The 23615-nt window shown below is 71.3% G+C and carries 21 protein-coding genes; 9 read left to right on the forward strand and 12 right to left on the reverse strand.

The window, feature by feature from the left end:
* The first annotated feature begins 68 nt into the window (after positions 1–68).
* The 4 genes from ssb to BM342_RS10105 all read left to right on the forward strand — a co-directional run bounded on the left by ssb (position 69) and on the right by BM342_RS10105 (position 3366).
* The gene (ssb, locus tag BM342_RS10090; protein WP_177232128.1) at positions 69–638 is read left to right on the forward strand and encodes a single-stranded DNA-binding protein; all 570 of its coding nucleotides are present in this window, start codon (positions 69–71) and stop codon (positions 636–638) included.
* A gap of 69 nt (positions 639–707) precedes the next feature.
* Positions 708–1196 carry a DUF6993 domain-containing protein gene (locus tag BM342_RS10095; protein WP_092965352.1) on the forward strand — a complete coding sequence of 163 codons (489 nt, stop codon included), beginning with the start codon at positions 708–710 and terminating at the stop codon, positions 1194–1196.
* 5 nt (positions 1197–1201) lie between these two features.
* A complete protein-coding gene (ettA, locus tag BM342_RS10100; RefSeq protein ID WP_092965354.1) occupies positions 1202–2884 on the forward strand; it encodes an energy-dependent translational throttle protein EttA in 1683 nt (560 codons plus the stop codon).
* Positions 2885–2886: 2 nt separating this feature from the next.
* On the forward strand, positions 2887–3366 hold the full coding sequence (locus tag BM342_RS10105; protein WP_092965356.1) for an acyl-CoA thioesterase: 480 nt from the start codon (positions 2887–2889) through the stop codon (positions 3364–3366).
* Positions 3367–3382: 16 nt separating this feature from the next.
* Here the strand turns inward: BM342_RS10105 and BM342_RS10110 are convergent, their stop codons facing one another.
* From BM342_RS10110 to BM342_RS10120, 3 genes are all read right to left on the reverse strand, one after another.
* Positions 3383–3907, reverse strand: a complete 525-nt coding sequence (locus BM342_RS10110; RefSeq protein WP_092965358.1) for a hypothetical protein — start codon at positions 3905–3907, stop codon at positions 3383–3385.
* 10 nt (positions 3908–3917) lie between these two features.
* Positions 3918–4412, reverse strand: coding sequence for a QcrA and Rieske domain-containing protein (locus tag BM342_RS10115; RefSeq protein ID WP_092965360.1), 495 nt, complete (start codon positions 4410–4412; stop codon positions 3918–3920).
* Between the two features lie 172 nt (positions 4413–4584).
* On the reverse strand, positions 4585–5457 hold the full coding sequence (locus tag BM342_RS10120; protein ID WP_177232129.1) for an acyl-CoA thioesterase: 873 nt from the start codon (positions 5455–5457) through the stop codon (positions 4585–4587).
* 92 nt (positions 5458–5549) lie between these two features.
* On the opposite strand from BM342_RS10120, the gene BM342_RS10125 reads away from it, so the two are divergent.
* On the forward strand, positions 5550–6230 hold the full coding sequence (locus BM342_RS10125; RefSeq protein ID WP_092965362.1) for a DUF8185 domain-containing protein: 681 nt from the start codon (positions 5550–5552) through the stop codon (positions 6228–6230).
* 57 nt (positions 6231–6287) lie between these two features.
* Here the strand turns inward: BM342_RS10125 and BM342_RS10130 are convergent, their stop codons facing one another.
* From BM342_RS10130 to BM342_RS10170, 9 genes are all read right to left on the reverse strand, one after another.
* Positions 6288–7973 (reverse strand): FAD-binding dehydrogenase, encoded by a 1686-nt coding sequence (locus tag BM342_RS10130; protein ID WP_092965364.1) that lies wholly within the window; start codon positions 7971–7973, stop codon positions 6288–6290.
* Positions 7974–8025: 52 nt separating this feature from the next.
* The gene (locus tag BM342_RS10135; RefSeq protein ID WP_369823155.1) at positions 8026–8433 is read right to left on the reverse strand and encodes a globin; all 408 of its coding nucleotides are present in this window, start codon (positions 8431–8433) and stop codon (positions 8026–8028) included.
* 62 nt (positions 8434–8495) lie between these two features.
* Entirely contained in the window at positions 8496–9581 is a 1086-nt protein-coding gene (locus BM342_RS10140) for a mechanosensitive ion channel family protein (RefSeq protein ID WP_092965366.1), read from the reverse strand.
* 90 nt (positions 9582–9671) lie between these two features.
* Positions 9672–12287 carry an aminopeptidase N gene (gene pepN, locus BM342_RS10145; RefSeq protein WP_092965368.1) on the reverse strand — a complete coding sequence of 872 codons (2616 nt, stop codon included), beginning with the start codon at positions 12285–12287 and terminating at the stop codon, positions 9672–9674.
* Between the two features lie 164 nt (positions 12288–12451).
* Positions 12452–13300 carry an ABC transporter permease subunit gene (locus BM342_RS10150; RefSeq protein WP_092965370.1) on the reverse strand — a complete coding sequence of 283 codons (849 nt, stop codon included), beginning with the start codon at positions 13298–13300 and terminating at the stop codon, positions 12452–12454.
* Positions 13297–14208 (reverse strand): ABC transporter ATP-binding protein, encoded by a 912-nt coding sequence (locus BM342_RS10155; protein WP_092965372.1) that lies wholly within the window; start codon positions 14206–14208, stop codon positions 13297–13299. The genes BM342_RS10150 and BM342_RS10155 overlap by 4 nt, the downstream gene beginning before the upstream one ends.
* A 118-nt stretch (positions 14209–14326) precedes the next feature.
* Positions 14327–16876, reverse strand: a complete 2550-nt coding sequence (pepN, locus tag BM342_RS10160; RefSeq protein WP_092965374.1) for an aminopeptidase N — start codon at positions 16874–16876, stop codon at positions 14327–14329.
* Between the two features lie 157 nt (positions 16877–17033).
* On the reverse strand, positions 17034–17915 hold the full coding sequence (locus tag BM342_RS10165) for a hypothetical protein (RefSeq protein WP_092965376.1): 882 nt from the start codon (positions 17913–17915) through the stop codon (positions 17034–17036).
* Between the two features lie 74 nt (positions 17916–17989).
* Complete coding sequence (locus BM342_RS10170; RefSeq protein ID WP_092965378.1) at positions 17990–19474, reverse strand: SDR family NAD(P)-dependent oxidoreductase; 1485 nt, start codon at positions 19472–19474, stop codon at positions 17990–17992.
* A gap of 72 nt (positions 19475–19546) precedes the next feature.
* Between BM342_RS10170 and BM342_RS10175 the strand changes: the two genes are divergently transcribed.
* The 4 genes from BM342_RS10175 to BM342_RS10190 are packed head-to-tail and all read left to right on the forward strand — an operon-like array spanning position 19547 to position 23588.
* On the forward strand, positions 19547–20539 hold the full coding sequence (locus BM342_RS10175) for a DUF2332 domain-containing protein (RefSeq protein WP_092965380.1): 993 nt from the start codon (positions 19547–19549) through the stop codon (positions 20537–20539).
* A 9-nt stretch (positions 20540–20548) separates the two neighbouring features.
* Complete coding sequence (locus BM342_RS10180) at positions 20549–21055, forward strand: ribose-5-phosphate isomerase (protein ID WP_092965382.1); 507 nt, start codon at positions 20549–20551, stop codon at positions 21053–21055.
* Positions 21056–21063: 8 nt separating this feature from the next.
* The gene (locus tag BM342_RS10185; RefSeq protein ID WP_092965384.1) at positions 21064–22068 is read left to right on the forward strand and encodes an Fpg/Nei family DNA glycosylase; all 1005 of its coding nucleotides are present in this window, start codon (positions 21064–21066) and stop codon (positions 22066–22068) included.
* Positions 22065–23588, forward strand: a complete 1524-nt coding sequence (locus BM342_RS10190; RefSeq protein ID WP_092966777.1) for an amidohydrolase — start codon at positions 22065–22067, stop codon at positions 23586–23588. Before BM342_RS10185 ends, BM342_RS10190 begins: the two co-directional genes overlap by 4 nt.
* The last annotated feature ends 27 nt before the right edge of the window (positions 23589–23615 follow it).

Here is a 23615-nt window from a genome sequence, read left to right on the forward strand (position 1 = left end):
AGGCGCCGGATGCCGCGGCAACGACACCGGAGCCGACCATGTCGGCAGCAACCACAAGGAGCAGACACATGACCGACAACATCACCGTGATCGGCGCCGTGGGCAGCGACCCGCGCGTGCACACGACGCCCCAGGGCCTCACGATCACCTCGTTCCGCCTCGCCTCGACCCGGCGCGTCTACGACCGGGCGAAGGGAACCTGGGAGGACGGCGACACCAACTGGTACACCGTCTCGACGTTCCGCCAGCTCGCGAAGAACGCCTCGGCCTCGATCCGGCGCGGCGATCGCGTCGTCGTGCACGGGCGGCTGCGGCTGCGCTCGTGGGAGAGCGGCGAGAAGGCCGGCACGGCGATCGAGATCGACGCCGAGGCGGTCGGCCACGACCTCACCTGGGGCACGACGTCGCTCTCGAAGACGCGGTCGACGGCGTCGTCGGGCGCACCGGATGCCTCGGCAGCCGGTGACGCGACTGCGACCGCAGACGGCTGGCCGACCGATTCGACCGAGCCGTCGGTCGAGCTCGACGCGCGGGCCGTGGCCGCGTTCGCGTCCGACGACGACTCCGCAGAGGGGCTCGCCGACGCGTCGGACGGCGAGCGCATCCTCGACGATCACACCGCAGCGCTCCCGTTCTGACCTCGTCCCGAAGCCCGCACCGCCTAGACTCGCCTTCGGATGCATCCGAGGCATCTCGATGGGGGAACGATGGCACGGCACAGCGCTTCCGCGGCCCTGGCGATCGCCGGGGCCGCGTTGTTCGTCGCCGTCCTGACCGGGTGCACCGGCACGCCGTCGCCCGAGCCGACGCCCTCGCCGTCGACCTCGCGCCCCCAACCGAGCGGTGAGGCGACCGCGGAGCCCGTCGGGCTGCACCCCGATCTCCCGGCCGCCGACAACCTCCCGTACTTCGACCAGGTCAACCAGAAGGTCGTCGCCGCGAACGGGGCCGCTGCGGGTCGCGACTTCATCGACGCGCTCGTGGCCGCCGGATTCGACAAGGCGGCGATGCAGGTCACCTCGGACCAGACCTCGCTCGGCGAGCCCGCCGACTCCGTGCAGTTCGCGGTCGCCTTCAACGACGAGTGCCTGGTCGGGCAGTACGGTCCGAAGTCGGGCGGCTACCACGGAGTCGTCCAGCCCGCGCTCGGCACCGGCGGCTGTCTCGTCGGGCAGACACGACCCATAGACTGGTAGGCGACATGGCGGATTACATTTACTCGATGGTGCGCGCCCGCAAGGCGGTCGGCGACAAGGTCATTCTCGACGACGTGACGATGGCGTTCCTCCCAGGGGCCAAGATCGGCGTCGTCGGCCCGAACGGTGCCGGTAAGTCCACGATCCTGAAGATCATGGCCGGGCTCGACCAGCCGTCCAACGGCGAGGCCAAGCTCACCCCCGGCTACTCGGTCGGCATCCTGATGCAGGAGCCGGTCCTCGACGAGACCAAGACGGTGCTCGAGAACGTGCAGGAGGGCGTCGGCCCGATCAAGGCGAAGCTCGACCGCTTCAACGAGATCGGCCTGGCCATGGCCGAGCCCGACGCCGACTTCGATGCGCTGCTCGCCGAGATGGGCGTGCTGCAGGAGGCCATCGACGCGGCCGACGCGTGGGACCTCGACGCCCAGCTCGAGCAGGCGATGGACGCCCTGCGCTGCCCACCAGGCGACGAGCAGATCTCGGTGCTCTCCGGCGGTGAGAAGCGCCGCGTCGCCCTCTGCAAGCTGCTGCTCCAGAAGCCCGACCTGCTGCTGCTCGACGAGCCCACCAACCACCTCGACGCCGAGAGCGTGCTCTGGCTCGAGCAGCACCTCGCCAAGTACCCCGGCGCCGTGCTCGCCGTGACCCACGACCGGTACTTCCTCGACCACGTGGCCGAGTGGATCTGCGAGGTCGACCGCGGACGCCTCTACCCCTACGAGGGCAACTACTCGACCTACCTCGAGAAGAAGCAGGAGCGACTCACCGTCCAGGGCAAGAAGGACGCCAAGCTCGCCAAGCGCCTCTCCGAGGAGCTCGACTGGGTCCGCTCGAACGCGAAGGGCCGTCAGGCGAAGTCCAAGGCCCGTCTCGCGCGCTACGAGGAGATGGCGGCCGAGGCGGAGCGCACGCGGAAGCTCGACTTCGAGGAGATCCAGATCCCCGCGGGTCCGCGTCTCGGCGACATCGTGCTCGAGGTCAAGAACCTGAAGAAGGGCTTCGGCGACCGCACGCTCATCGACGGGCTCAGCTTCTCGCTGCCGCGCAACGGCATCGTCGGCATCATCGGCCCCAACGGCGTGGGTAAGACCACGCTGTTCAAGACGATCGTCGGGCTCGAGCCGAGCGACGCCGGCAACGTCAAGATCGGCGAGACCGTGAAGATCTCGTACGTCGACCAGTCGCGCGGCGGCATCGACCCGAACAAGACGCTGTGGGAGGTCGTCTCCGACGGACTCGACTACATCCAGGTCGGCAAGACCGAGGTCCCGAGCCGTGCCTACGTCTCGACCTTCGGCTTCAAGGGCCCCGACCAGCAGAAGCGGGCGGGCATCCTCTCGGGCGGTGAGCGCAACCGTCTGAACCTCGCGCTCACGCTCAAGCAGGGCGGCAACCTGCTGCTGCTCGACGAGCCGACGAACGACCTCGACGTCGAGACGCTGTCGAGCCTCGAGAACGCGCTGCTCGAGTTCCCCGGCTGCGCTGTGGTCATCACCCACGACCGGTGGTTCCTCGACCGCATCGCGACGCACATCCTCGCGTACGAGGGCACCGACGAGAACCCGTCGTACTGGCACTGGTTCGAGGGCAACTTCGAGTCGTACGAGGCGAACAAGGTCGAGCGACTCGGCCCCGACGCCGCGAAGCCGCACCGCTCCGCGTACCGCAAGCTCACGCGCGACTGATCATGCGCCTGCACGTGCCCACCCCGTTGCGGTGGAGCGATCTCGACGCGTACGGGCACGTCAACAACGCCCGGATGCTGAGCCTCCTCGAGGAGGCTCGCATCCAGGCGTTCTGGGTGAACGACGACGGTACCGTCGAGCACGCCGTCGGCGCGTCGACGGCCGTGCTCGACGCCACCCCGGGGTCGAGCACGCTCTCGCTGATCGCGCGACAGGAGGTCGAGTACCTCGCGCCGATCCCGTACCAGCGGCTCCCGCTCGACATCGAGCTGTGGATCGGCAACCTCGGCGGTGCGAGCCTCGAGGTCTGCTACGAGGTGTACTCGCCGGCCGGCGTCGATCCGCGCGTGCTGCACACGCGGGCCGCGACCACGATCGTGCTCGTCGACGCGGCGACCGAGCGTCCGCGTCGCATCACCGAGGTGGAGCGCGAAGCCTGGACCCCGTATCTCGAGGAGCCGATCGCCTTCCGTCGGCGGTGATCGGCCGCAGGGCGCGTCAGCGCTCGAGGGGCGTGTCGCTGAACGATCCCTGCCAGACGGCACGGCTGCCCGATTCGCCGATCTGCACGACCGTCCAGATCGCACCCGCCGCGACGGCGGCCGCGGCGAGCGTGAGCACGATCCCGACGACGACCGCGGTGGTGCGTCGAGCGCCCACCGCGTGCTCGGAATCCGCGCCGCGTCGCCGGGCGACCACGGTGACGACCTGCCAAGCGGCCACCAGCACGGCGATGCCCAGCACGGCGTACAGCCACGGCACGATGCTCTCGCCCAATGAGGTGTGCGCTTGGATGAGGGGTGCGTCGGGCACCCGGTCCCGCAACCACTTGCCGGCCTCGATCGTCACCAGTCCGAGCGGCACGAGCAGTGCGGCGGCGATGAGCGTCGGAATCCACAGCACGCGTCTGGCACCGGGCCATGCCGCGAGCACGACGAGCAGCACGGCGACGAGCGGCACGGCGATGACCATCGCGTGCACGAGCAGCACGTGCAGCGGGAGGCCCTGGAAGACGTAGTCCACGTCTTCGCTCTCAGGAGGCCGCGACGATGCGGTCGCCCGAGACGGCGACCGCGATGGGTGCCAGCGGGTCGATCGCCGGACCGCTCAGCACCTCGCCGGTCGCGGCGTCGTAGCGCGACCCGTGGCACGGGCAGTCGAACTCGGCACCCGCCGCCGCGACGATGCAGCCCTGGTGCGTGCAGATCGCGCTGAACGCGACGACCGCGCCCTCGGTCGGCTGGGACACGAGCGCGGGCGCCCCGTCGATCGTCGCGTCGATACTCCCTCCCACCGGCACGTCGGCGAGGGCGGCGATGTCCTCGCCGGTCGCCGGTTGGTCTGGGCCCGCCGACTCGACCGGCGGCTCGTTGGTCACCTCGGGCGTGCTCGACGTCGAGGGACGTGCCGTGTTCGAGGCCGACGGTGACGACGGCGAGCATCCGGCGAGCACGAGTGCGCCGCCGAAGGCCCCGGTCGCCCCGAGGGTGAGGATCGTGCGTCGAGCCGGTTGGGTGACATCAGCCATGAGATCTCCTCGTTCGCTCCGCGTCGCGCGCGACCGCGCACACCAGCCATTCTGGAACGGAACCGCGCCGGGCGCGAGAGGCGCGCGCCACGCGTGCCGCAGGCGCCCTCCGTCGACGCGCCTCCTGGAGGATCATGGGCGCCGCGGTCGCCGCGGCATCCGCAGGTCGGGGTCAGTGCGCGCCGGGCACCCGAACCATGCCCTCCTGCGCGACGCTCGCCACGAGCACGCCCTCGCGCGTGTAGATGCGGCCGATCGCGAGGCCGCGGCCGCCTTGCGCCGACGGCGACTCCTGCACGTAGAGCAGCCACTCGTCGACGCGGGCGTCGCGGTGCCACCACATGGCGTGGTCGAGGCTCGCGACGCGCAGGCCCGGCGTCGCCCAGGGAGTTCCGTGTGCACGCAGCACGGGCTCGAGGATCGAGTAGTCGCTCGCATACGCGAGCGCGGCGCGGTGCTGCTTCGGGTCGTCGGGCAGGCGGCCGACGGCCTTCATCCACACGGCCTGACGCGGCACGCGCTCGCCCTCGACGCTGAGGTAGATCGGCGAGGGGATGTGCCGCACGTCGAACGCGCGCTCGGACGACCAGAACTGCGCCATGGCGTTGTCGAGGTGGCCGATCAGGTCGGCCGTCGAGGGCAGGGTCTCGGGGTCGGGGATGTCGGTCGGCATGTCGACCTGGTGCTCGACGCCCTCGTCTTCAGTCTGGAACGACGCGATGAGCGAGAGGATCGGCTCGCCATTCTGGAAGGCGTGCGTGCGGCGCGTCGAGAACGATCGCCCGTCGTGCAGCCGATCGACCGAGAACGTGATCGGGTGGTCGACGTCGCCGGGGCGCAGGAAGTAGCCGTGCATCGAGTGCAGCACGCGAGCTTCATCGACGGTGTGCATCGCCGCGATGAGGGACTGCGCGAGCACCTGTCCGCCGAAGACGCGGCCGAGCGGCATCCACTGCGACGGCCCGGTGAAGATGTCTTCAGTCGTGCGCGCGCCGGTGTTGGTCAGCCGAAGCGTGCTCAGCAGGCCGTCGATGGGTCCGTTCATGAAGTCTCCGAAGTCGCTCGAGGGCCGTCCGCGGCATCCGGCGCGCGCGTACGAACCGCACGCGGGCGCGCACTTGGTAGTTTAGACAGCAGATGGTCTCTCAATTCACGCTTGCCGACAGCCTCTCGCTCGGCGACCTGCACACCTACCTGCAACGCGCGGGTCGGGTCGAAGACGGGTCGGTACGACTCATCGCCGGCTCCGGCATCCTCGCGGTGTACACGGCGATCCTGTATCCGCGCGGCATCCTCGACGAGAGCCCGACGGTGCTCGGCCTGCGAACCTTCTCGCTCGTCGACACCGAGGACTTCGACTCGGTGGTGCCCATGCGCTCGCTCGTCGACCGCATCGTGCGCGCCCGCGGCGACCTCGGCGAAGACGACGAGTCGCGACCGGTGACCATGTCGCGCCCGCCAGAGGTCAACACGGTGACGTGGGCGGGCATCTCGCCGCCCCGTGGCGGTTGGCGCCCTCTCGGAGCGACGGATGCCGCGACACTCGAGTCCGCGGCACGCGCCGGCATCGACGAGGTCGCCGCCGCCATTCCGGCGGGCACGGGGGAGCAGCTCGTGCAGCGTGTGCGCTCCGAGGTGTGGGGACGCGGTGTCGAAGGCCTCGAGTACCTGCCGACCGGTGCGGCGTTCGCGGCGTTCAGCCTCGGCTTCCTCGGCGAAGACGAGGTCAAACTCTTCGAGACGGGCCCGTGGACCCGACTCAGTTCGCGTCGAGGGCACGTGCTCGTGCGTCGCAAGCCCTGGACGCTCAAGGCGTAGCGCCGGCCGGGCGGATCGCCGGGCGATCCCCTGTCAGGACCGCCCGGCGTCGTCGTCTCAGCCGCGCGCGATCGCGCGGCCGGCGGTACGGCCCGTGAAGAGGCATCCGCCGAGGAAAGTGCCCTCGAGCGCACGATAGCCGTGCACGCCGCCGCCGCCGAAGCCGGCCGCCTCGCCGACGGCGTAGAGGCCGGGCACGGGAGCGCCTTCGGCGTCGAGCGCCTGCGCGTCGAGGTTGGTCTGGATGCCGCCGAGGCTCTTGCGTGTGAGGATGTGCAGCTTCACCGCGATGAGCGGCCCGGCCTTGGGGTCGAGGATGCGGTGCGGGGTCGCCACGCGGATGAGCTTGTCGCCGCGATACTTGCGGGCGCCGCGCACGGCGGTCAGCTGGAGGTCCTTCGAGAACTCATTGTCGACCTCGCGGTCGCGCGCGACGATCTCGCGCTCGATGTTCGACGTGTCGAGCTCGACTTCGGGTGACAGCGCGCGCATGCCCTCGAGCAGTTCGTCGAGCGTGTCGGCGACGACGAAGTCGGCCCCGTGCTCCTTGAACGCCTCGACGGGGCCGGTGGCGCCGGGACCGACGCGCTGTGCGAGCAGCTTCAGGTCCTTGCCCGTGAGATCGGGGTTCTGCTCGCTGCCCGAGAGTGCGAACTCCTTCTCGATGATCTTCTGCGTCAGGACGAACCACGTGTGCTCGTGTCCGGTGGTCTGGATGTGCTCGAGCGTGCCGAGCGTGTCGAATCCGGGGAACAGCGGCACCGGCATCCGATTGCCCTCGGCGTCGAACCAGAGCGACGACGGGCCGGGCAGGATGCGGATGCCGTGCATCGGCCAGATCGGGTCCCAGTTGGTGATGCCCTCGGTGTAGTGCCACATGCGGTCGCCGTTGACGAGACGCGCACCGGCCTGTTCCGAGATGCCGAGCATGCGGCCGTCGACGTGCGCGGGCACCCCCGAGAGCATGTGCTCGGGCGGGGTGCCGAGGCGCTCGGGCCACGCCTGCCGCACGAGGTCGTGGTTGCCGCCGATGCCGCCCGAGGCGACGACCACGGCCGGCGCGCGCAGCTCGAAGTCGCCGACGACGTCGCGGTTGCTCGACTCGCCGCGCCCCGCGGCATCCGGAGCCAGCACCGAACCGCGCACGCCGACGACCGCGCCGCCCTCGACGACGAGCTCGTCGACGCGGTGGCGGTGCTTGAACTCGACGAGACCGGCCGCCTCGCCCGCCTTCACGCGTGCGATGAAGGGTGCGAGCACGCCCGGACCGGTGCCCCAGGTGATGTGGAAGCGGGGCACCGAGTTGCCGTGGCCGATGGCGTTGTAGCCGCCGCGCTCGGCCCAGCCGACGACCGGGAAGAACCGCACGCCCTTGCCGTGCAGCCAGGCGCGCTTCTCGCCCGCTGCGAAGTCGAGGTAGGCGTCGGCCCACTTGCGACCCCACTCGTCGTCGTCGCGATCGAAGCCGGCGGTGCCGTCCCAGTCCTGCCTGGCGAGGTCGAGGGAGTCCTTCACGCCCATGCGGCGCTGCTCGGGGGAGTCGATGAGGAACAGGCCGCCGAACGACCAGTGCGCCTGGCCGCCGAGGCTCGCCTCGGGCTCCTGGTCGACGATCAGGACGTGCTTGCCCGCGTCGACGAGCTCGGCTGCGGCCACGAGGCCGGACAGGCCCGCCCCGACGATGATCGCGGCGGGTTCGGGGCGGCCAGCGGGTTCTGGGCGCGCGGCGGGGGTTGCGGGCACTGGGGGACTCCTTCGTCTCACTCGTGTGCGGCTCGGGCGCACGAGGGCCGGGTCACTCCTCGAACGTGTTCACCATCGCGAACGCCGCACGCTGAAGATAATCCCACAGAGTCTCTTCGGCCAACGGCGGGAGTTCGAGCGCGTCGACGGCGGTGCGCATGTGCGCGAGCCAGCGGTCGCGGGCGTCGGGGTTGACCTTGAACCCGGCGTGACGCATGCGGAGCCGCGGGTGACCGCGCTGCTCGCTGTACGTGCCGGGCCCACCCCAGTACTGCTCGAGGAAGAGCAGGAGGCGTTCCTCGGCGGGACCGAGGTCTGCCTCGGGGTACATCGGGCGCAGCACCGGGTCGTCGGCGACCCCGCGGTAGAACTCGTGCACGAGTCGCTCGAAGGTGGGGCGGCCGCCGACGGTCTCGTAGAACGACGCGCCCAGCGCCGCGCCGTGCTCGCTGCCGCGCAGGGGGACGGATGCCGGTGGCACCGGGGTCAGCGGGACGGATGCCGGTGGCTGCTGTTCGTCGGTCACGATGGGGCTCCGGGGGTCGTCGGCGGATCGGTGGGCGGGATGAAGGGTGGCTTCGGGGCGGCCTTCGCGCGCTGCGCCTTCTTGGCCTTCGCGGTCGACGCCTTGACCGCCTCGTTCGTGAGCACGGCGTTCGGCGAGGTCTTCGGCGGCTTCGCGCCCTTGACGCGGGTGGCGCCGTCGAACCCGGTCAGCACGACCGAGCCGAGGCTCGGCAGCCTGAGACCCATGCCGTCGACGGCGTGCTTGAGCCGCACCCGCAGCTCTCGGGCGACGTCGTCCTTCGACGAGGTGCGCACCTTGACGACGACCCGGAGCACCATGGCATCGTCGGAGATCGACTCGAGGCCCCAGATCTCGGGGCGCTCGAGGATGCGTGCGCGCCACTTGCTCGACTGCGCGAACTCGTTCGCGGTCTTCAGGAGCTCGGACTCGACCTCGTCGACGTCGGCCTCGTACGGCACGGCGAGGTCGACGATCACGCGGGCCCAGCCCTGCGACATGTTGCCGACCCGGAGGATCTCGCCGTTGCGCACGAACCAGAGCGTGCCGTTCACGTCCCGCACCTTGGTGATGCGGATCTGCACCTCCTCGACGATGCCCGTCGCCGGCCCGAGATCGACGACGTCGCCCACGCCGACCTGGTCTTCGACGACCATGAAGAGTCCGTTCAGGACGTCTTTCACGATGTTCTGGGCCCCGAAACCGAGGCCCGCGCCGATCGCGGCCGAGAGCAGGGCGAACGAGCCGAGGATGCCGGAATCGATCGTGCTGACGATCATGAGGGTCACGATGATGAACAGCGTGACGTTGACCACGTTCGTGAAGACGGACCCGAGCGTGCGGGTGCGCTGCACGACGCGGACCGCCGCGAGCGGCGAGGCCTGCAGCGCCTGCGTGTCGGTGACGTCCTGCTTGCGCTTGACGCCCGAGACGATCTGGCCGACGACCCGCTCGATGACGAAATGCAGGATCCAGCGGATGAGGAGCGCGACCGCGATGATCACGACGATCTGGATGGCCTTGCCGACGATCTCGCCGCCGTTCTCGGCCCAGTAGGACATGAAGTCGGTCCAGACGTTCATGCGGCGCTCACCTCGGCCAGGTGGGCGAGCCGGGTTCGGGGCAGGGTGTTGTCGAACATCGAAGCGAGTCTACGCAGCGTCGTCCGGGAGTCAGCCGAGCGCGTCGGCGTCGCGCGCCCGTGCCCGGAGGGCCCGCTCGAGCTCGTCGTGCTGCTCGGACACGAGACGGTGCAACGGCGCGGGCGTCGGGTTGGCGGCGAGCCATGTACGTGCGGCCTCGGCGACCTCGTCGGACACGAGCGGTGACGGGAAGAGCCGCTTCACGACGAGCGAGGCCATGGTGAAGCTGCGCTCCGCCCACACCCGTTGCAGGTTCGAGAAGTACGGCTCGACGCTCGAAGCGAGCAGGGCGGGCGCGGACGTGCGCCGCCATCCGTCGGCGATCGCGCGCGCGAGGTCGTTCGAGATCGTCGTGTCGGAGGCCACGCGCTGCCACGCGACATCCTTGACCGCCTGATCGGGTCTGGCAGCCCGCGCGGTCTCCGCGAGGCGCTGCCCCTTCGCGGTGTCGTCGAGCGCGAGCGCCGCGGCGATCTCGTCGTCGACGACCTCTTCGGATGCCGCGACGAGCGACGCGCGCGCGATCACCAGTTCCCAGCGCAGGTCGATGTCGATCTCGAGGCCCGCGAGCCGGATCGAGCCGTCGAGGAGGCTGCCGAGCACATCGGCGTGCGCGGGGGAGCTCGCGAGCTGCGTGAACGCCTTCACGAACTGCAGCTGCGCATCCGAGCCGGGGTCGGCGAGCTCGGCCAGCGCCCACACGGCATCGCCGGCCTCGGCGGACGCCCGTTCGCGGTGCTCGTCGGCGAGGTAGCGCGACAGCGCGGTGTCGAGTCGCGTGAGTGCGAGCCCGCGGGCCGACGACTGCGTCTCGTGGCCGACGCTGCCGAGCACGAGGCGCACGAAGTCGGTCGCGGCGAACTCGGCGTCGCGCACGGCGTCCCAGGCCGAACCGAGGATCACGGCGCGCGCGACGGGGTCGCCGACGTCGCTCAGGCGTTCGACGGCCGTGGCGAACGAGACGTCGTCGAGGCGGACCTTGGCGTACGTGAGGTCGTCGTCGTTCACGAGGAGCAGGTCGGGGCGGGGGAGACCCACGAGCTCGGGCACCGCGGTGGTCGGACCGTCGACGTCGATCTCGAGGCGGCGCGTGCGCACGAGCGAGCCGGTTCCGTCATCGGCCGGATCGCCCGAGTAGCACCCGATCGCGAGTCGGTGGGGTCGGAGCGTCGGATGCGCGGGGGTCGCCGTCTGCTCGATCGCGGCCGAGGTGATGATGCCGGCGTCGTCGGTCTCGAGGACCGCGCGGAGGGTGTTGACGCCGGCCGTCTCGAGCCACAGCTCGGACCACCGGGTGAGCTCTCGGCCGCTCGCGCGCTCGAGCTCGTCGAGCAGGTCGCGCAGCGTCGCGTTGCCGCCTCCGTGTGCGCGGAGGTACGCGCCGACGCCGACCTGGAACGCCTCGAGGCCGACCCAGGCGACGAGCTGCTTCAACACCGAGGCCCCCTTGTCGTACGTGATCGCGTCGAAGTTGACCTCGACGTCTGCGAGCGACTCGATGGGGGCGACGATCGGATGCGTCGACGGCAGCTGGTCCTGCTCGGCGGCGTAGGTCTTCTCGTCGCTCGCGAACGTCGCCCAGACGCCGGTGAACTCGGTGACCTGCGAGGTGGCCAGGGTCGACGCCCAGGTGGCGAACGACTCGTTCAGCCAGAGGTCGTTCCACCAGCGCATCGTGACCGAGTCGCCGAACCACATGTGGCTGAGCTCGTGCAGCACGACGATCGCACGCTGCTCGCGTCGGGCGTCGGAGACGCGCGAGCGGAACAGGTAGCTCTCGTTGAACGTGACTGCACCGACGTTCTCCATGGCGCCCCAGTTGTACTCGGGCACGAAGATCTGGTCGTACTTGCCGAACGGGTAGGGCACGCCGAAGGCCTGCTCGTAGAAGGCGAGGCCGGCCTGCACGGTGTCGAACATGACGTCGGGCTCGGCGTGCTGCGCGAGGGAGGCGCGCGTGAACAGGCCGAGCGGGATCTCGCGGCCGTCGGTGCTCGTGGCGCTGCCGTGCCACCGGGCGTACGCGCCGGCGACGATCGCGACGATGTAGCTCGAGATCACCGGGCCGGTCTCGAACGCCCACACCGCGGCATCCGTCGCCGACCGCGGGGCAGCCGACTGCGGGGTCGCCGGGGTCGACGGAGTCGGCTCGGGCGTCGGCGCATTGCTCAGCACGACCCAGTGCGCCGGCGCCGTGATCGTGAAGCGCACCGCGGCCTTCAGGTCGGGCTGGTCGAACACCGCGTAGACGCGGTTCGCCTCGGCCACCGCGAACTCCGTGTACAGGTAGACCGCCTCGTCGACGGGGTCCACGAACCGGTGCAGGCCCTCGCCCGTGTTCGTGTACGCGCAGGTGCTCACCACGCGCAGTTCGTTCACGGCTTCGAGGCCGTCGAGCACGAGGCGCCGGCCGTCGGAAGCCGTGGCGGGGTCGATCGTGCGCCCGTTCAGCGTGATCCCGTGCACCTCGCGCGTCGTCGCCTCGATGAACGTCGCAGCGCCCTCGGTTGCGGTGAAGCGCACGATGGTCGTCGAGGCGAACGTGTCGTCGTCGCCGGTGAGGTCGAGCTCGACCTCGTACGAGACGTCGGCGATGATCGCGGCGCGTTCCTCGGCTTCGATTCGGGTGAGATCGGCAGCGGGCATGTGCAGGGCCTCCGTTGGTCGTAGACACGCCAGCCTACTGACTCGCGGCGGGCCGTTCGTGGGCGTCGCGTCTCGCGGGCGACGGAACGCCTCGCCCCCGAACGGCCGGTGCGGGCCATCCGGGGGCGAGGCGTCGGCGGCAGGTGTCGGCTGCCGCGGCGTGCCTATGCGTCGCGCCGCTTGAGCAGCACCGCGGCCCCGATCGCGGAGGCCGCGACCCAGCCGAGCACGATCAGCAGGTTCACCCACACGCCGAGGTCGTCGCCGTTCGGCATCGCCGTGGTCGTGGTGAACAGGTTCATGCCCGCGCTCGAGAGCAGGTACGGGATGAGGTCGTGCGCCCAGTCGGCGGGGATCAGCTGCAGCACGGTCGGTGCGAGCAGGACGAGCCCGAGCACCGCGGCGATGCCGCCGGCGCTGCTGCGCAGCATCGTGCCGACGCCGAGCGCGAACACCGCGACGAGCGCGAGGTAGAGCGCCCCGCCGAGCAGCGGCAGGAACACCGACGGCTCGAGGAGGTTCGCCGAGACGCCGATGCCGGCGAAGACCGCCGACGAGAGTGCGAACGCCGCCAGGTTCGCGACGACGCCTACCGCGAAGGTGGCCGCGAACAGCACGACGGCCTTGCCCGCGAGCGCCGGCAGGCGCTTGGGCACCGCGGTGAGCGTGGAGCGGATCATGCCCGTCGTGTACTCGCCGCTGATCACGAGCACGCCGAGCACGCCCGCGACGAGCTGCCCGAAGTAGACCCCGAACACCGAGGACTGCAGCAGGATGCCGCCCTGCTCGCCTGCTGGTGCCGCCCCGGCGTCGCCCTCGATCATCGAGACCATGCTGAGCGACATGATGAGCGCCATGCCGAGCGAGATCGCGACGACGATGAGGTACGACCAGGTCGTCGACCGCAGACTGCGGAGCTTGATCCACTCGGAGCGCAGCACCCCGCCGAAGCTCAGCCGGGTCGATCGGGCGAGCGTGGCCGCCGCGGCGGGCGGGGTGGTGGTCGCGGTCATCGGACGGCCTCCGTGCGGTATTCGACGGCGTCGGCGGTCAGGGCCATGTAGGCCTCCTCGAGCGACGCGCTGAGCGGGGTGAGTTCGTGGATCGCGAGTCCGTGCTGCGCGGCGAGGTCGCCGATGCCGGATGCCGCCACGCCCGTGACCTCGAGCGTGCCCGCCTCGGAGCGGATGACCGCGACGTCGGGTGCGGCGAGCAGGTCGGCCAACTGGGAGGCCTGCGGCGAGCGGACGAGCACCCGCGTGCGCGTTCCGCCGGCGATGATGTCGCCGACGGGGGCGTCGGCGATGATCTCTCCGCGCCCGAGCACGATGAGGTGGTCGGCGGTGAGCGCCATCTCGCTCATGAGGTGCGAGGAGAGGAAGATCGTGCGGCCCTCGGAGGCGAGGTGGCGCACGAACTGGCGCACCCACAGCACGCCCTCGGGGTCGAGGCCGTTGACGGGCTCGTCGAGGATGAGGGTGGCCGGGTCGCCGAGCATCGCGGCGGCGATGCCGAGCCGCTGGCCCATGCCGAGCGAGAAGCCGCCGACGCGCTTGCGCGCGACCGCCTCGAGGCCCGTGAGCTCGATGACCTCGCGCACGCGACTCGCGCCGATGCCGTGCGTGGCCGCCATGGCGAGCAGGTGGTTGTAGGCCGATCGGCCGGTGTGCACGGCCTTCGCGTCGAGGAGGGCGCCGACCTCGTGCAGCGGTGCGCGGTGCTCGGCGTAGGGCCGGCCGTTGACGGTGACGCGCCCGGCGCTCGGGCGGTCCAGCCCCACGATCATGCGCATGGTGGTGGACTTGCCTGCGCCGTTCGGACCGAGGAACCCGGTCACCTGCCCGGGCCTGACCGTGAAACTGATGTCGTTGACGGCCGTCTTCGCGCCGTAGCGCTTGACGAGCCCTTCTGCCGTGATCATCCTTCAAGGCTAGGGACGGGCGGATGCCGCGGCATCCGTCCGGAGAATGATTCGGGGCGGGTCCGCGTGGTCCTGGAGGACCACGCGGACCCGCCCCGAGGCGGAGTCGCCGGTTCGGCTACGCCTGCTGCGCGTCGCGCTCCTGCGCCACGAGCGCACGGTCGACGCCCGCGAGCCGCTCGACGATGAGGCGACGCAGCGCCGGCACGGTCGGGTGCGCCTCGAGCCAGGCGCGGCTCGCGTCGGCGAGTGCCCGGTTCGCGAGCGGCGACGGGTAGAGGCCGTCGACGAGCTTCTCGGCGATCGCGTAGCTGCGCGCCTGCCAGATGCCCTCGAGCATGCCGAAGTAGCGCTCGACGAACGCCTCGAGCAGCGCCGGGTCGGTCGCCCGCACGAAGCCGGCCGCAGTCTCGCGCACGACCGTGTTCGTCGCCGTGTCGACGTCGACGAGCGACGCCCAGGCGCGCTCCTTGCCCTCGAGGGTCTGGATCGCGGCGCGTGCGTGGGCGGCGGACTGCTGGCCGGTGGCCGTGTTGTCGCCCGCGAGGCGCGCGTCGATCTCGGCGTCGCCCGCGCGACCGGCGGCCACGAGCGCGATGAGCAGGCGCCATCCGAGGTCGGTGTCGATCTCGAGGCCGTCGAGCTGCAGGGTTCCGGCGTAGAGCGCCTCGAGCCGGTCGACGTACGACCCGTGCTCGGCGAGTCCGGCGAAGCTCGTCGTGAACTGGAACTGCGCGTCGCTGCCGGCCGCGGCCTCCTGCGCGAGACGCCAGAAGCCGTCTGCGACCTGGCGGAGCGCCTCGCCCTGACGCGACGGCTCGGTGTACGCGCCGGCGGCGAGCGCCGCGTTCGCGAGCACGATGCGCAGCGTCGTCGATTCGGTCTCGCTCGCGATGTTGCCGAGCACGAGCGCGAGGTAGTCGCTCGCGCGGGTCTCGCCGTCGCGCGTGGCGTCCCACACCGAGCTCCAGACGAGGGCGCGGGCCAGCGGGTCCTCGATCTCGCTGAGGTTCGCGAGCGCGACGCCGTGCGAAGCCTCGTCGAGGCGGATCTTGGCGTACGCGAGGTCGTCGTCGTTCAGCAGCACCAGGTCGGGGCGTGCACGGCCGACGAGCTCGGCGACCTCGGTGCGCTCGCCGTCGACGTCGAGCTCGACGCGGTGCTCGCGCACGAGCTTGCCGCCGACCAGGTTGTAGAAGCCGATGGCGAGGCGGTGCGGGCGGATCGTCGGGTAGTCGGCCGGGGCGGACTGGAGCACGGCGAACGCGGTGATCGCGCCGTCGGCGTCGGTCTCGATCTCGGGACGCAGCGTGTTGACCCCGGACGTCTCGAGCCACAGCTTCGACCACTCGGTGAGGTCGCGGCCGCTCGCGGCCTCGAGCTCGACGAGCAGGTCGGCCAGGGTCGTGTTGCCCCACTGGTGCTTCTGGAAGTACGCCGAGACGCCCGCGAAGAACGCGTCGATGCCGACCCACGCGACGAGCTGCTTGAGCACCGAGCCGCCCTTGGCGTACGTGATGCCGTCGAAGTTCACGAGCACGTCTTCGAGGTCGTTGATGGTGGCGACGATCGGGTGCGTCGAGGGCAGCTGGTCCTGGCGGTAGGCCCAGCTCTTCTCCATGGAGTTGAACGTGGTCCAGGCCTCGGTCCACTCGGTGGCCTCGGCCGTGGCGATGGTCGACGCCCACTCGGCGAACGACTCGTTCAGCCAGAGGTCGTTCCACCACTTCATGGTGACGAGGTCGCCGAACCACATGTGCGCGAGCTCGTGCAGGATCGTGACGACGCGGCGTTCGCGGATCGCGTCCGTCACCTTCGACCGGAAGACGTAGGCCTCGGTGAAGGTGACGGCGCCCGCGTTCTCCATGGCGCCGGCGTTGTACTCGGGCACGAACAGCTGGTCGTACTTGGGGAACGGGTACGGCACGCCGAACTTCGCCTCGAAGTACTCGAAGCCCTGCTTCGTCTTCTCGAAGACGTAGTCGGCGTCGAGGTACTGCGAGAGGCTCTTGCGGCTGAACACACCCAGCGGGATCACCCGGCCGTCGGCGCTCGTGAGTTCGTCGCGCACGACCGCGTACGGGCCGGCGATGAGCGCGGTGATGTAGCTCGAGATGCGCTGGGTCGGCTCGAACGCCCACGTCTTCGCGCCCTCGTGGGCGTCGACGGGTTCGGGGGTGTGCGAGTTCGACACGACCTCCCAATGGGCGGGCGCCGTGACCGTGAAGCGGAACGCCGCCTTCAGGTCGGGCTGCTCGAACACCGCGAACATGCGGCGCGAGTCGGGCACCTCGAACTGCGTGTAGAGGTACACCTCGCCGTCGACGGGGTCGACGAACCGGTGCAGGCCCTCGCCCGTGTTCATGTAGGCGCCGTCAGCGACGACGCGCAGCTCGTTCTGCGCGGCCAGGTTCGGAAGCTGGATGCGCACGCCGTCGCTGACCTCGGCGGGGTCGAGCGCGACGCCGTTGAGCGCGACCTCGTGCACGGTCGCCGTGATGGCGTCGATGAACGTCGAGGCGCCGACGGTGGCGTCGAACCGGACCGTCGTGGTGGTCTTGAAGACCTCGGGGCCGGTCGTCACGTCGAGCACGACGTCGTAGTCGTGCACCGTGACGAGCGCCGCGCGCTCCTCGGCTTCGGATCGGGTGAGATTCTCTCCAGGCACGTGGGCTCCTTCGCGGATATCTGCGCGGCTCGTGGCCGCGGGCAACGCGAACCAGCCTAGCCGTCGCGCCCGTCGCCGACACGGTGTGTTCGCCCGCAGCCGAGCGCTTCGGGGCGAGCGGATGCCGCGCGCCGGCGTCGCGCCCGTCGCGCCGCCGTCAACGCTGCACGATCGAGAAGACCGCGCTGACGAACGCGGGCAGCGCGGCGAGCACGGCGAGCCCGAGCAGCACGCGTCCGATGAGCACGCCGGGTCTCGAGGCCCGGAGGTCGAGGAACCACGGGAGCAGTCGCGGCGCGATGAAGGCGACGAGCGCGCCGATCGCGAGCACGAACCCGACCGGGAACAGCACGACAGCTGCGAGCAGTGGCGTGATCGGACCGGCCCAGCGCTCGCGCGAGACGAGCGGGAGGCCGTGCGAGAGGCGGCCGGCCACCGCGGCGAGGAATGCGCCGTGCAGCACCGCGAGCGCCGCGAACGCGAGCACCGCGAGCCAGCCGGGTCCGACGACGTCGAAGTCGACGTTCGCCGCCCGAAGCGGGTCGATGAACGGGCCGACGCAGACGAGCAGCACGAGGCCGAAGGATGCCCCGCCGAGGCGTCCTCGGGGCAGCCACGGCTCGACGAGCAGGTACAGGGCGGCCGAGGCGAAGGCGAAGGGCAGTGCGCCGAAGACCAGATAGGCGAGGGTGCCTTCCGGAGAGATCTCGCCGACGATCGCCTGCGCCTCGGTGCTCCGGCCGGTCGCATCGGGCGAGGTGGCCGCGAGCAGCCGCATCACGAGCCGTCCACCCGCGCCGACGACGAGGAAGCCCGACAACGTGCCGATCGCGGTGAACACGGTCGCCCACCACGCGTAGATCCTGAGCCCGGCGAGGTGCCGCGGCATCCATCGGGTCGGATCGGATGCCGCATCGGGGCCCCGTGCGACGGCCGCGGGCCGCTGCGGCGCGACGAACCGCTCGCCCGACCAGCGCAGCGCGACCGCGACGCCGACCGCGAGCAGGATCCCGCACACGACCATGAGCAGCACGGGCACCCACCTTCCTCGTGGATGCTCGCGAGCCTAGCGCCGCGGAGCCCCGCGCCGCCGTCCCCAGCGTTGGGGGTGCGTCACCAGCCCGAGGCCGCGTAGTCCTTCAGGAACACGCCGGTGACGTCTTCGCCGGCCTCGCCGCGCACGATGGGGTCGTACACGCGCGCGGCGCCGTCGACGAGGTCGAGCGGGGCGTGGAATCCCTCTTCGGCGAGGCGCACCTTGGTGGGGTGCGGGCGCTCGTCGGTGATCCAGCCCGTGTCGACGCTCGTCATGAGGATGCCGTCGGCGAGCATCTCCTTGGCGCTCGTGCGCGTCAGCATGTTCATCGCGGCCTTCGCCATGTTCGTGTGCGGGTGCCCTGGCCCCTTGTAACCACGGCTGAACACGCCCTCCATGGCCGAGACGTTCACGACGTACGTGCGTCGGGCCGACGACGCGACGAGCGAGGCGCGCAGGCGGCTCACCAGAATGAACGGCGCCGTCGTGTTGCACAGCTGCACCTCGAGCATCTCGAGCGGGTCGACGTCCTGCACGACCGCGCTCCAGCTGTTCTCATGGTGCAGGTCGGGCACGAGCCCGCCCGCGTCGATCGCCGTGCGGTCGGCGAGCCGCGCGAGCGAGCTCGACCCGGGTGCGAGCGCGAGTGCCGTGAGGTCGTCGGCCGTCATGGTGCCGGCGAACAGGCCGGACGAGAGCACCGGATGGCTCGACACGGAGTCGGCGAGCGCGAGCGGGTGCGCGTCGTTCGTGTGTCCGAAGCTCACGAGCTCGGGCATCGGCCCGTCGGGCAGGGGCGAGGACTCGGCCTCGACGAGCGGCGAGTAGGCGCCGGGGGAGCGGCGAACGGTCTGCGCCGCGTTGTTGATGAGAATGTCGAGCGGGCCCTGGGCCGCGACGTCGTCGGCGAGCGCGATGACCTGGGCGGGGTCGCGCAGGTCGATGCCCACGATGCGCAGGCGGTGCAGCCACTGGTCGGCGTCGGGCATCGCGGCGAAGCGCCTGGCGGCGTCGCGCGGGAACCGGGTCGTGATCGTGGTGTGCGCGCCGTCGCGCAGCAGGCGCAGCGCGATGTACATGCCGATCTTCGCCCGGCCGCCGGTGAGCAGGGCCCGCTTGCCCGTGAGGTCGGTGCGGGCGTCGCGCTTGGCGTGGCTCATGGCCGCGCAGGTCGGGCAGAGCTGGTGGTAGAAGGCGTCGACGAGCGTGTACCGCTGCTTGCAGATGTAGCAGGGGCGGGCCACCAGCAACTCGCCGGCGGTTCGTGCGTCGGTGCCGCTCACGAGGTCCGCCCCGCGGGTCTCGTCGTCGATCCGGGTGGGTGCACCCGTCGCGGTGGCTGCGATGACGGCCTTGTCGGCCTCCTGGATCGCCTGGCGCTTGCGCGCGCGCCTCGCGAACTTGACGGCCTTGAACATCTTCGCTGTCGCGTGGCGCACGGTGTCCACGTCGGGGTCGTCCTCGTCGAGCTCGCTGAGCGCGGCGAGCACGCGCAGCGTCGTCTCGAGGTCGCGCGGGTCGATCGTGGGCGCGCTGGCGGGTTCGGAGGCGTCGGAGGGCATCCGAGGATTCTACGGTCCGCAGCCCGACGGCCGCCTGTGAGCGGAATCGACGGCGGAGGGTAGCGTGACGCCATGAGCACCAGCACCGACGGCACGGCCTCGACGGCCGACCGGTACCGCTCGTTCGCCGAGGTCGAGGCGCGCGGCATGTCCGACGCCTACGAGGCCTGGGCCGAGGGGGTGGCGACGGATGCGGCGGTGCAGGCGCTCATCGACGAACTGCCGCCGCCGAAGCGACAGCCCAACCTCGTGTTCTCGGCTGCACGGCTGCTCGGCGCCGAACCCGGCCACTACCCGGAGTTCGCGCACTGGCTCGCCGAGCACTGGAGCGAGGTGCGCGAGATCGCCCTCACGCATGCGACGCAGACGAACGAGGCCGCGCGCTGCGCGCTGCACCTGCCTGCGCTCGCCACGATCCCGGGTCCCATCGCCCTGATCGAGGTCGGGGCATCCGCCGGGCTCTGCCTCTACCCCGACCGGTACAGCTACCGGTACACGGAGCATCGCCGCCTCGACCCGGTCGACGGACCGAGTCCGGTGGTGCTGGACTGCGTGGTGCGGGGCGGGACCCCGGCTCCCGTGCCGAGCCGCATGCCCGAGGTCGTCTGGCGCGCCGGCATCGACCTCAACCCGCTCGACGTCCGCTCCGAAGCGGATGTCGCCTGGCTCGACGCGCTCATCTGGCCCGAGCACGACGAACGCCGGGCACGCCTGCGCGCCGCGGCGGACATCGCCGCCGCCGACCCGCCGCGCCTCGTCGCCGGAGACCTGAACGAACGTCTGGCCGCGCTCGCCGCGACCGCACCCGTCGACGCGACGCTCGTCGTCTTCCACACCGCGGTGCTCATGTACCTCGACGACGACGGGCGCGAGCGCTTCGCCCGACAGGTGCGAGAACTTCCGGGGCACTGGCTCTCGGTCGAGGGGCGGAGGGTCATCCGCGGCATCCGCGTCCGCGACGACGTGCCGAACGAGTCCAGCGACCTCGTGCTCGCCCTCGACGGCGTGCAGCTCGCGTGGGCGCAGCCGCACGGGCGGGCCGTCACGTGGGCGCCGAATCCCTAGACTTGCCGCATGCGCATCCACATCGCGACCGACCACGCCGGCCTCGACTTCAGCCGTACCCTCGTCGACCACCTGACCAACGCCGGTCACGAGGTGCTCGACCACGGACCCGCCGAGTACGACGCCCTCGACGACTACCCGGCCTTCTGCATCAACGCCGCGCTCGCCGTGGCCGCCGACCAGGCATCGGGCGTGCACGCGCTCGGCATCGTGTTCGGCGGTTCGGGCAACGGCGAGCAGATCGCCGCGAACAAGGTCGTCGGCATCCGGGCGGCCCTCGTCTGGAGCATGGACACCGCGATCCTCGCGCGCCAGCACAACGACGCGAACGTCATCTCGATCGGCGCGCGCCAGCACACCGTCGAAGAGGCGATCCGCTACATCGACGCGTTCATCGCCGAGCCGTTCTCGGGCGACGAGCGGCACGTGCGCCGCATCGCGCAGCTCGCGGAGTACGAGACCACCGGCGACATCGCGGGCAAGGGCGTGAACCGGCCCGCCGCGAACGAGGCGTAGGCGGCCGCGTGCCCGAGGGGCATTCCGTCCACCGCATCACCCGGCAGTTCGAGCGCAACTTCGTCGGGCACGTCGTGCGCGCCTCGAGCCCGCAGGGGCGGTTCGCGCAGGGCGCCGCCGATCTCGACGGGCGCCTCGTGACCGATGCGCGCGCCGTCGGCAAGCAGATGTTCCTCGGGTTCGAGGGCGACCGCTGGCTGCGCGTGCACCTCGGCATGTACGGCGCGTGGGACTTCGCCGGCGACATCCTGATGGACGCGACGATCGCATCGGCCAACGGCCGCATGGGGCAGACGAACCAGCGGGGCACGTTCCTCGACGCGCCGAACCCCGATGCGGTCGTGTTCGACTCGGCCGGCGAGAACTCGATGACGTCGATCGGGGCACCGCGGCGCACGCGCCTGCGCATGTCCGAGTCCGAGAAGGAGGGCGCGCGACTCGAGACCTTCCCTCCCGAGCCGATCGGCCAGGTGCGCGTGCGTCTGCTCACCGAGACGGTCTGCGCCGACCTCCGTGGGCCGACGGCGTGCGAGGTGCTCGACCCGGCGCAGGTCGAGGCCGTCGTCGCGAAGCTCGGCCCCGACCCGCTGCTCGACCCGGGGCCCGACTCCGAGGAGCGGTTCACGAGCGTGGTCCGTCGCAAGCCGACGCCGATCGGCCTGCTGCTCATGGACCAGAACGTCGTGGCCGGCATCGGCAACGTGTACCGCGCCGAGCTGCTCTTCCGGGCACGGCTGAACCCGCACACCCCCGGCCGCCTCGTGCCCGAGGAGGTCGTGCGAGACCTCTGGCGCGACTGGGCGAAGCTGCTCGCGATCGGCGTCGAGACCGGTCAGATGATGACCATGGACGACCTCGACCCCGAGGCCTACCGCGCCGCGATGGCCAGCCGCGACGACCGGCACTGGGTCTACAAGCGCGAGGGACAGCCGTGCCGAGTGTGCGGCACGAACATCGTGCTCGAGGAGATGGGCGCCCGCAAGCTCTACTGGTGCCCGCGGTGCCAGGCATGAGCGAGACGGGGCGAGCGGATGCCGCCGAGCCGCTGCTGCTCGTCGGCGCACGACTGCCCGGCTCCCCGGGGCTCGTCGACCTGCACGTCGTCGCGGGCCGCGTGGCGTCGATCCGGCCGACCGGAACGGCCGACGGCGACGGCGCCGCTGAAACGGGGCCTGCGCGGCGCGTCGACCTCGGCGGCCGTTTCGTCGTGCCCGGCCTGCACGACCGGCATGTGCACGCGTCGCAGTGGGCCATGGTCTCCCGAAGGCTCGACCTCGCGTCGGCGGGGTCGGCCGCCGACGCCGCGGCGCTCGTCGCGGCATCCGTCGACGCCGGTGCCGTCGAAGTGGTCGGCTTCGGCTATCGCGACGGGCTGTGGGCCGACGCTCCGACCCTCGCGCGGCTCGACGCCGTCTCGGGCGACGTGCCCGTCGTGCTCGTGGCCGCCGACCTGCACGCGTGCTGGCTCAACTCGGCGGCCGCACGTCGCCACGGCGTGCACGATGCCGTGGGGGAGTCGGGCCTGCTGCGCGAAGACGAGTGCTTCGCGCTCGTGCGCGAACTCGACGACATCGCAGACGATGTGCTCGACGCCTGGGTCGGCGAGGCGTCCGAGCGTGCCGCCGCCCGCGGCGTCGTCGGCGTCACCGACTACGAGATGCGGTGGAACCGCGACGACTGGGCCAGGCGGGCCGCACGCGGCATCCGCTCGCTCAGGGTGTCGTTCGGCGTCTACACGCAGCACCTCGACCGGGCGATCGCCGAGGGGCTTCGCACCGGCGACGAGATCGAGGGCACCGCGGGGCTCGTGACCGTCGGCGGCCACAAGGTCATCACCGACGGTTCGCTGAACACGCGGACCGCGTGGTGCTTCGATCCGTACCCGGGCCTCGAGGGGCACGAGCACCCGTTCGGCCTCTCGACCGTTCCGTTCGACGACCTCGTGCCGCTCATGCGCACCGCCTCGCGATCAGGACTCACGCCGGCCGTGCACGCCATCGGCGATCGGGCGAACGCGCGCGTGCTCGACGCCTTCGAGGCTGTCGGGTGCCGCGGCTCGATCGAGCACGCGCAGCTGCTGCGCCACGACGACGTCGCCCGCTTCGCCGCCCTCGGCGTCGTCGCGAGCGTGCAGCCCGAGCACGCCATGGACGACCGCGACGTCGCGGAGCGCTACTGGGCCGGGCGCACCGACCGGGCGTTCATGCTCGCCGAGCTCGCGGCGGCGGGGGTCGAGCTCGCGCTCGGGTCCGACGCGCCGGTCGCCCCGCTCGACCCGTGGGTCGCGATCGCCGCCGCCGTCGGCCGCACGCGCGACGGGCGCGAGCCGTGGCACCCCGAGCAGGCGATCGAGGCGCGCGTCGCACTCGCGGCGTCGACGAACGGCGCGGGGTCCGAGGTGCGCGAGGGCGCCCCTGCCGACCTCGCCGTCGTCGACCTCGATCCGCTCGCGTGCACGACCGACGAGCTGCGGGTCATGCCCGTCGCCGCCACCCTGCTCGGCGGGCGCTTCACGCACGACACGCTCGGGTAACGCCGCCGAGCGGGGGAAAACCCCCCT

Source organism: Agromyces sp. CF514 (genome assembly GCF_900113185.1).
Lineage (GTDB): Bacteria > Actinomycetota > Actinomycetes > Actinomycetales > Microbacteriaceae > Agromyces.

What these genes read in the sequence shown, in the direction of transcription:
- BM342_RS10175 (WP_092965380.1), top strand. Translation starts at nt 19,547, where the DNA reads ATGAGCACCAGCACCGACGGCACGGCCTCGACGGCCGACCGGTACCGC.
- BM342_RS10115 (WP_092965360.1), bottom strand. Translation starts at nt 4,412, where the DNA reads ATGGCTGATGTCACCCAACCGGCTCGACGCACGATCCTCACCCTCGGG.
- pepN (WP_092965368.1), bottom strand. Translation starts at nt 12,287, where the DNA reads ATGCCCGCTGCCGATCTCACCCGAATCGAAGCCGAGGAACGCGCCGCG.
- BM342_RS10190 (WP_092966777.1), top strand. Translation starts at nt 22,065, where the DNA reads ATGAGCGAGACGGGGCGAGCGGATGCCGCCGAGCCGCTGCTGCTCGTC.
- BM342_RS10180 (WP_092965382.1), top strand. Translation starts at nt 20,549, where the DNA reads ATGCGCATCCACATCGCGACCGACCACGCCGGCCTCGACTTCAGCCGT.
- BM342_RS10095 (WP_092965352.1), top strand. Translation starts at nt 708, where the DNA reads ATGGCACGGCACAGCGCTTCCGCGGCCCTGGCGATCGCCGGGGCCGCG.
- BM342_RS10170 (WP_092965378.1), bottom strand. Translation starts at nt 19,474, where the DNA reads ATGCCCTCCGACGCCTCCGAACCCGCCAGCGCGCCCACGATCGACCCG.
- BM342_RS10140 (WP_092965366.1), bottom strand. Translation starts at nt 9,581, where the DNA reads ATGAACGTCTGGACCGACTTCATGTCCTACTGGGCCGAGAACGGCGGC.
- BM342_RS10105 (WP_092965356.1), top strand. Translation starts at nt 2,887, where the DNA reads ATGCGCCTGCACGTGCCCACCCCGTTGCGGTGGAGCGATCTCGACGCG.
- BM342_RS10150 (WP_092965370.1), bottom strand. Translation starts at nt 13,300, where the DNA reads ATGACCGCGACCACCACCCCGCCCGCCGCGGCGGCCACGCTCGCCCGA.
- ssb (WP_177232128.1), top strand. Translation starts at nt 69, where the DNA reads ATGACCGACAACATCACCGTGATCGGCGCCGTGGGCAGCGACCCGCGC.
- BM342_RS10125 (WP_092965362.1), top strand. Translation starts at nt 5,550, where the DNA reads ATGGTCTCTCAATTCACGCTTGCCGACAGCCTCTCGCTCGGCGACCTG.
- ettA (WP_092965354.1), top strand. Translation starts at nt 1,202, where the DNA reads ATGGCGGATTACATTTACTCGATGGTGCGCGCCCGCAAGGCGGTCGGC.
- BM342_RS10120 (WP_177232129.1), bottom strand. Translation starts at nt 5,457, where the DNA reads ATGAACGGACCCATCGACGGCCTGCTGAGCACGCTTCGGCTGACCAAC.
- BM342_RS10155 (WP_092965372.1), bottom strand. Translation starts at nt 14,208, where the DNA reads ATGATCACGGCAGAAGGGCTCGTCAAGCGCTACGGCGCGAAGACGGCC.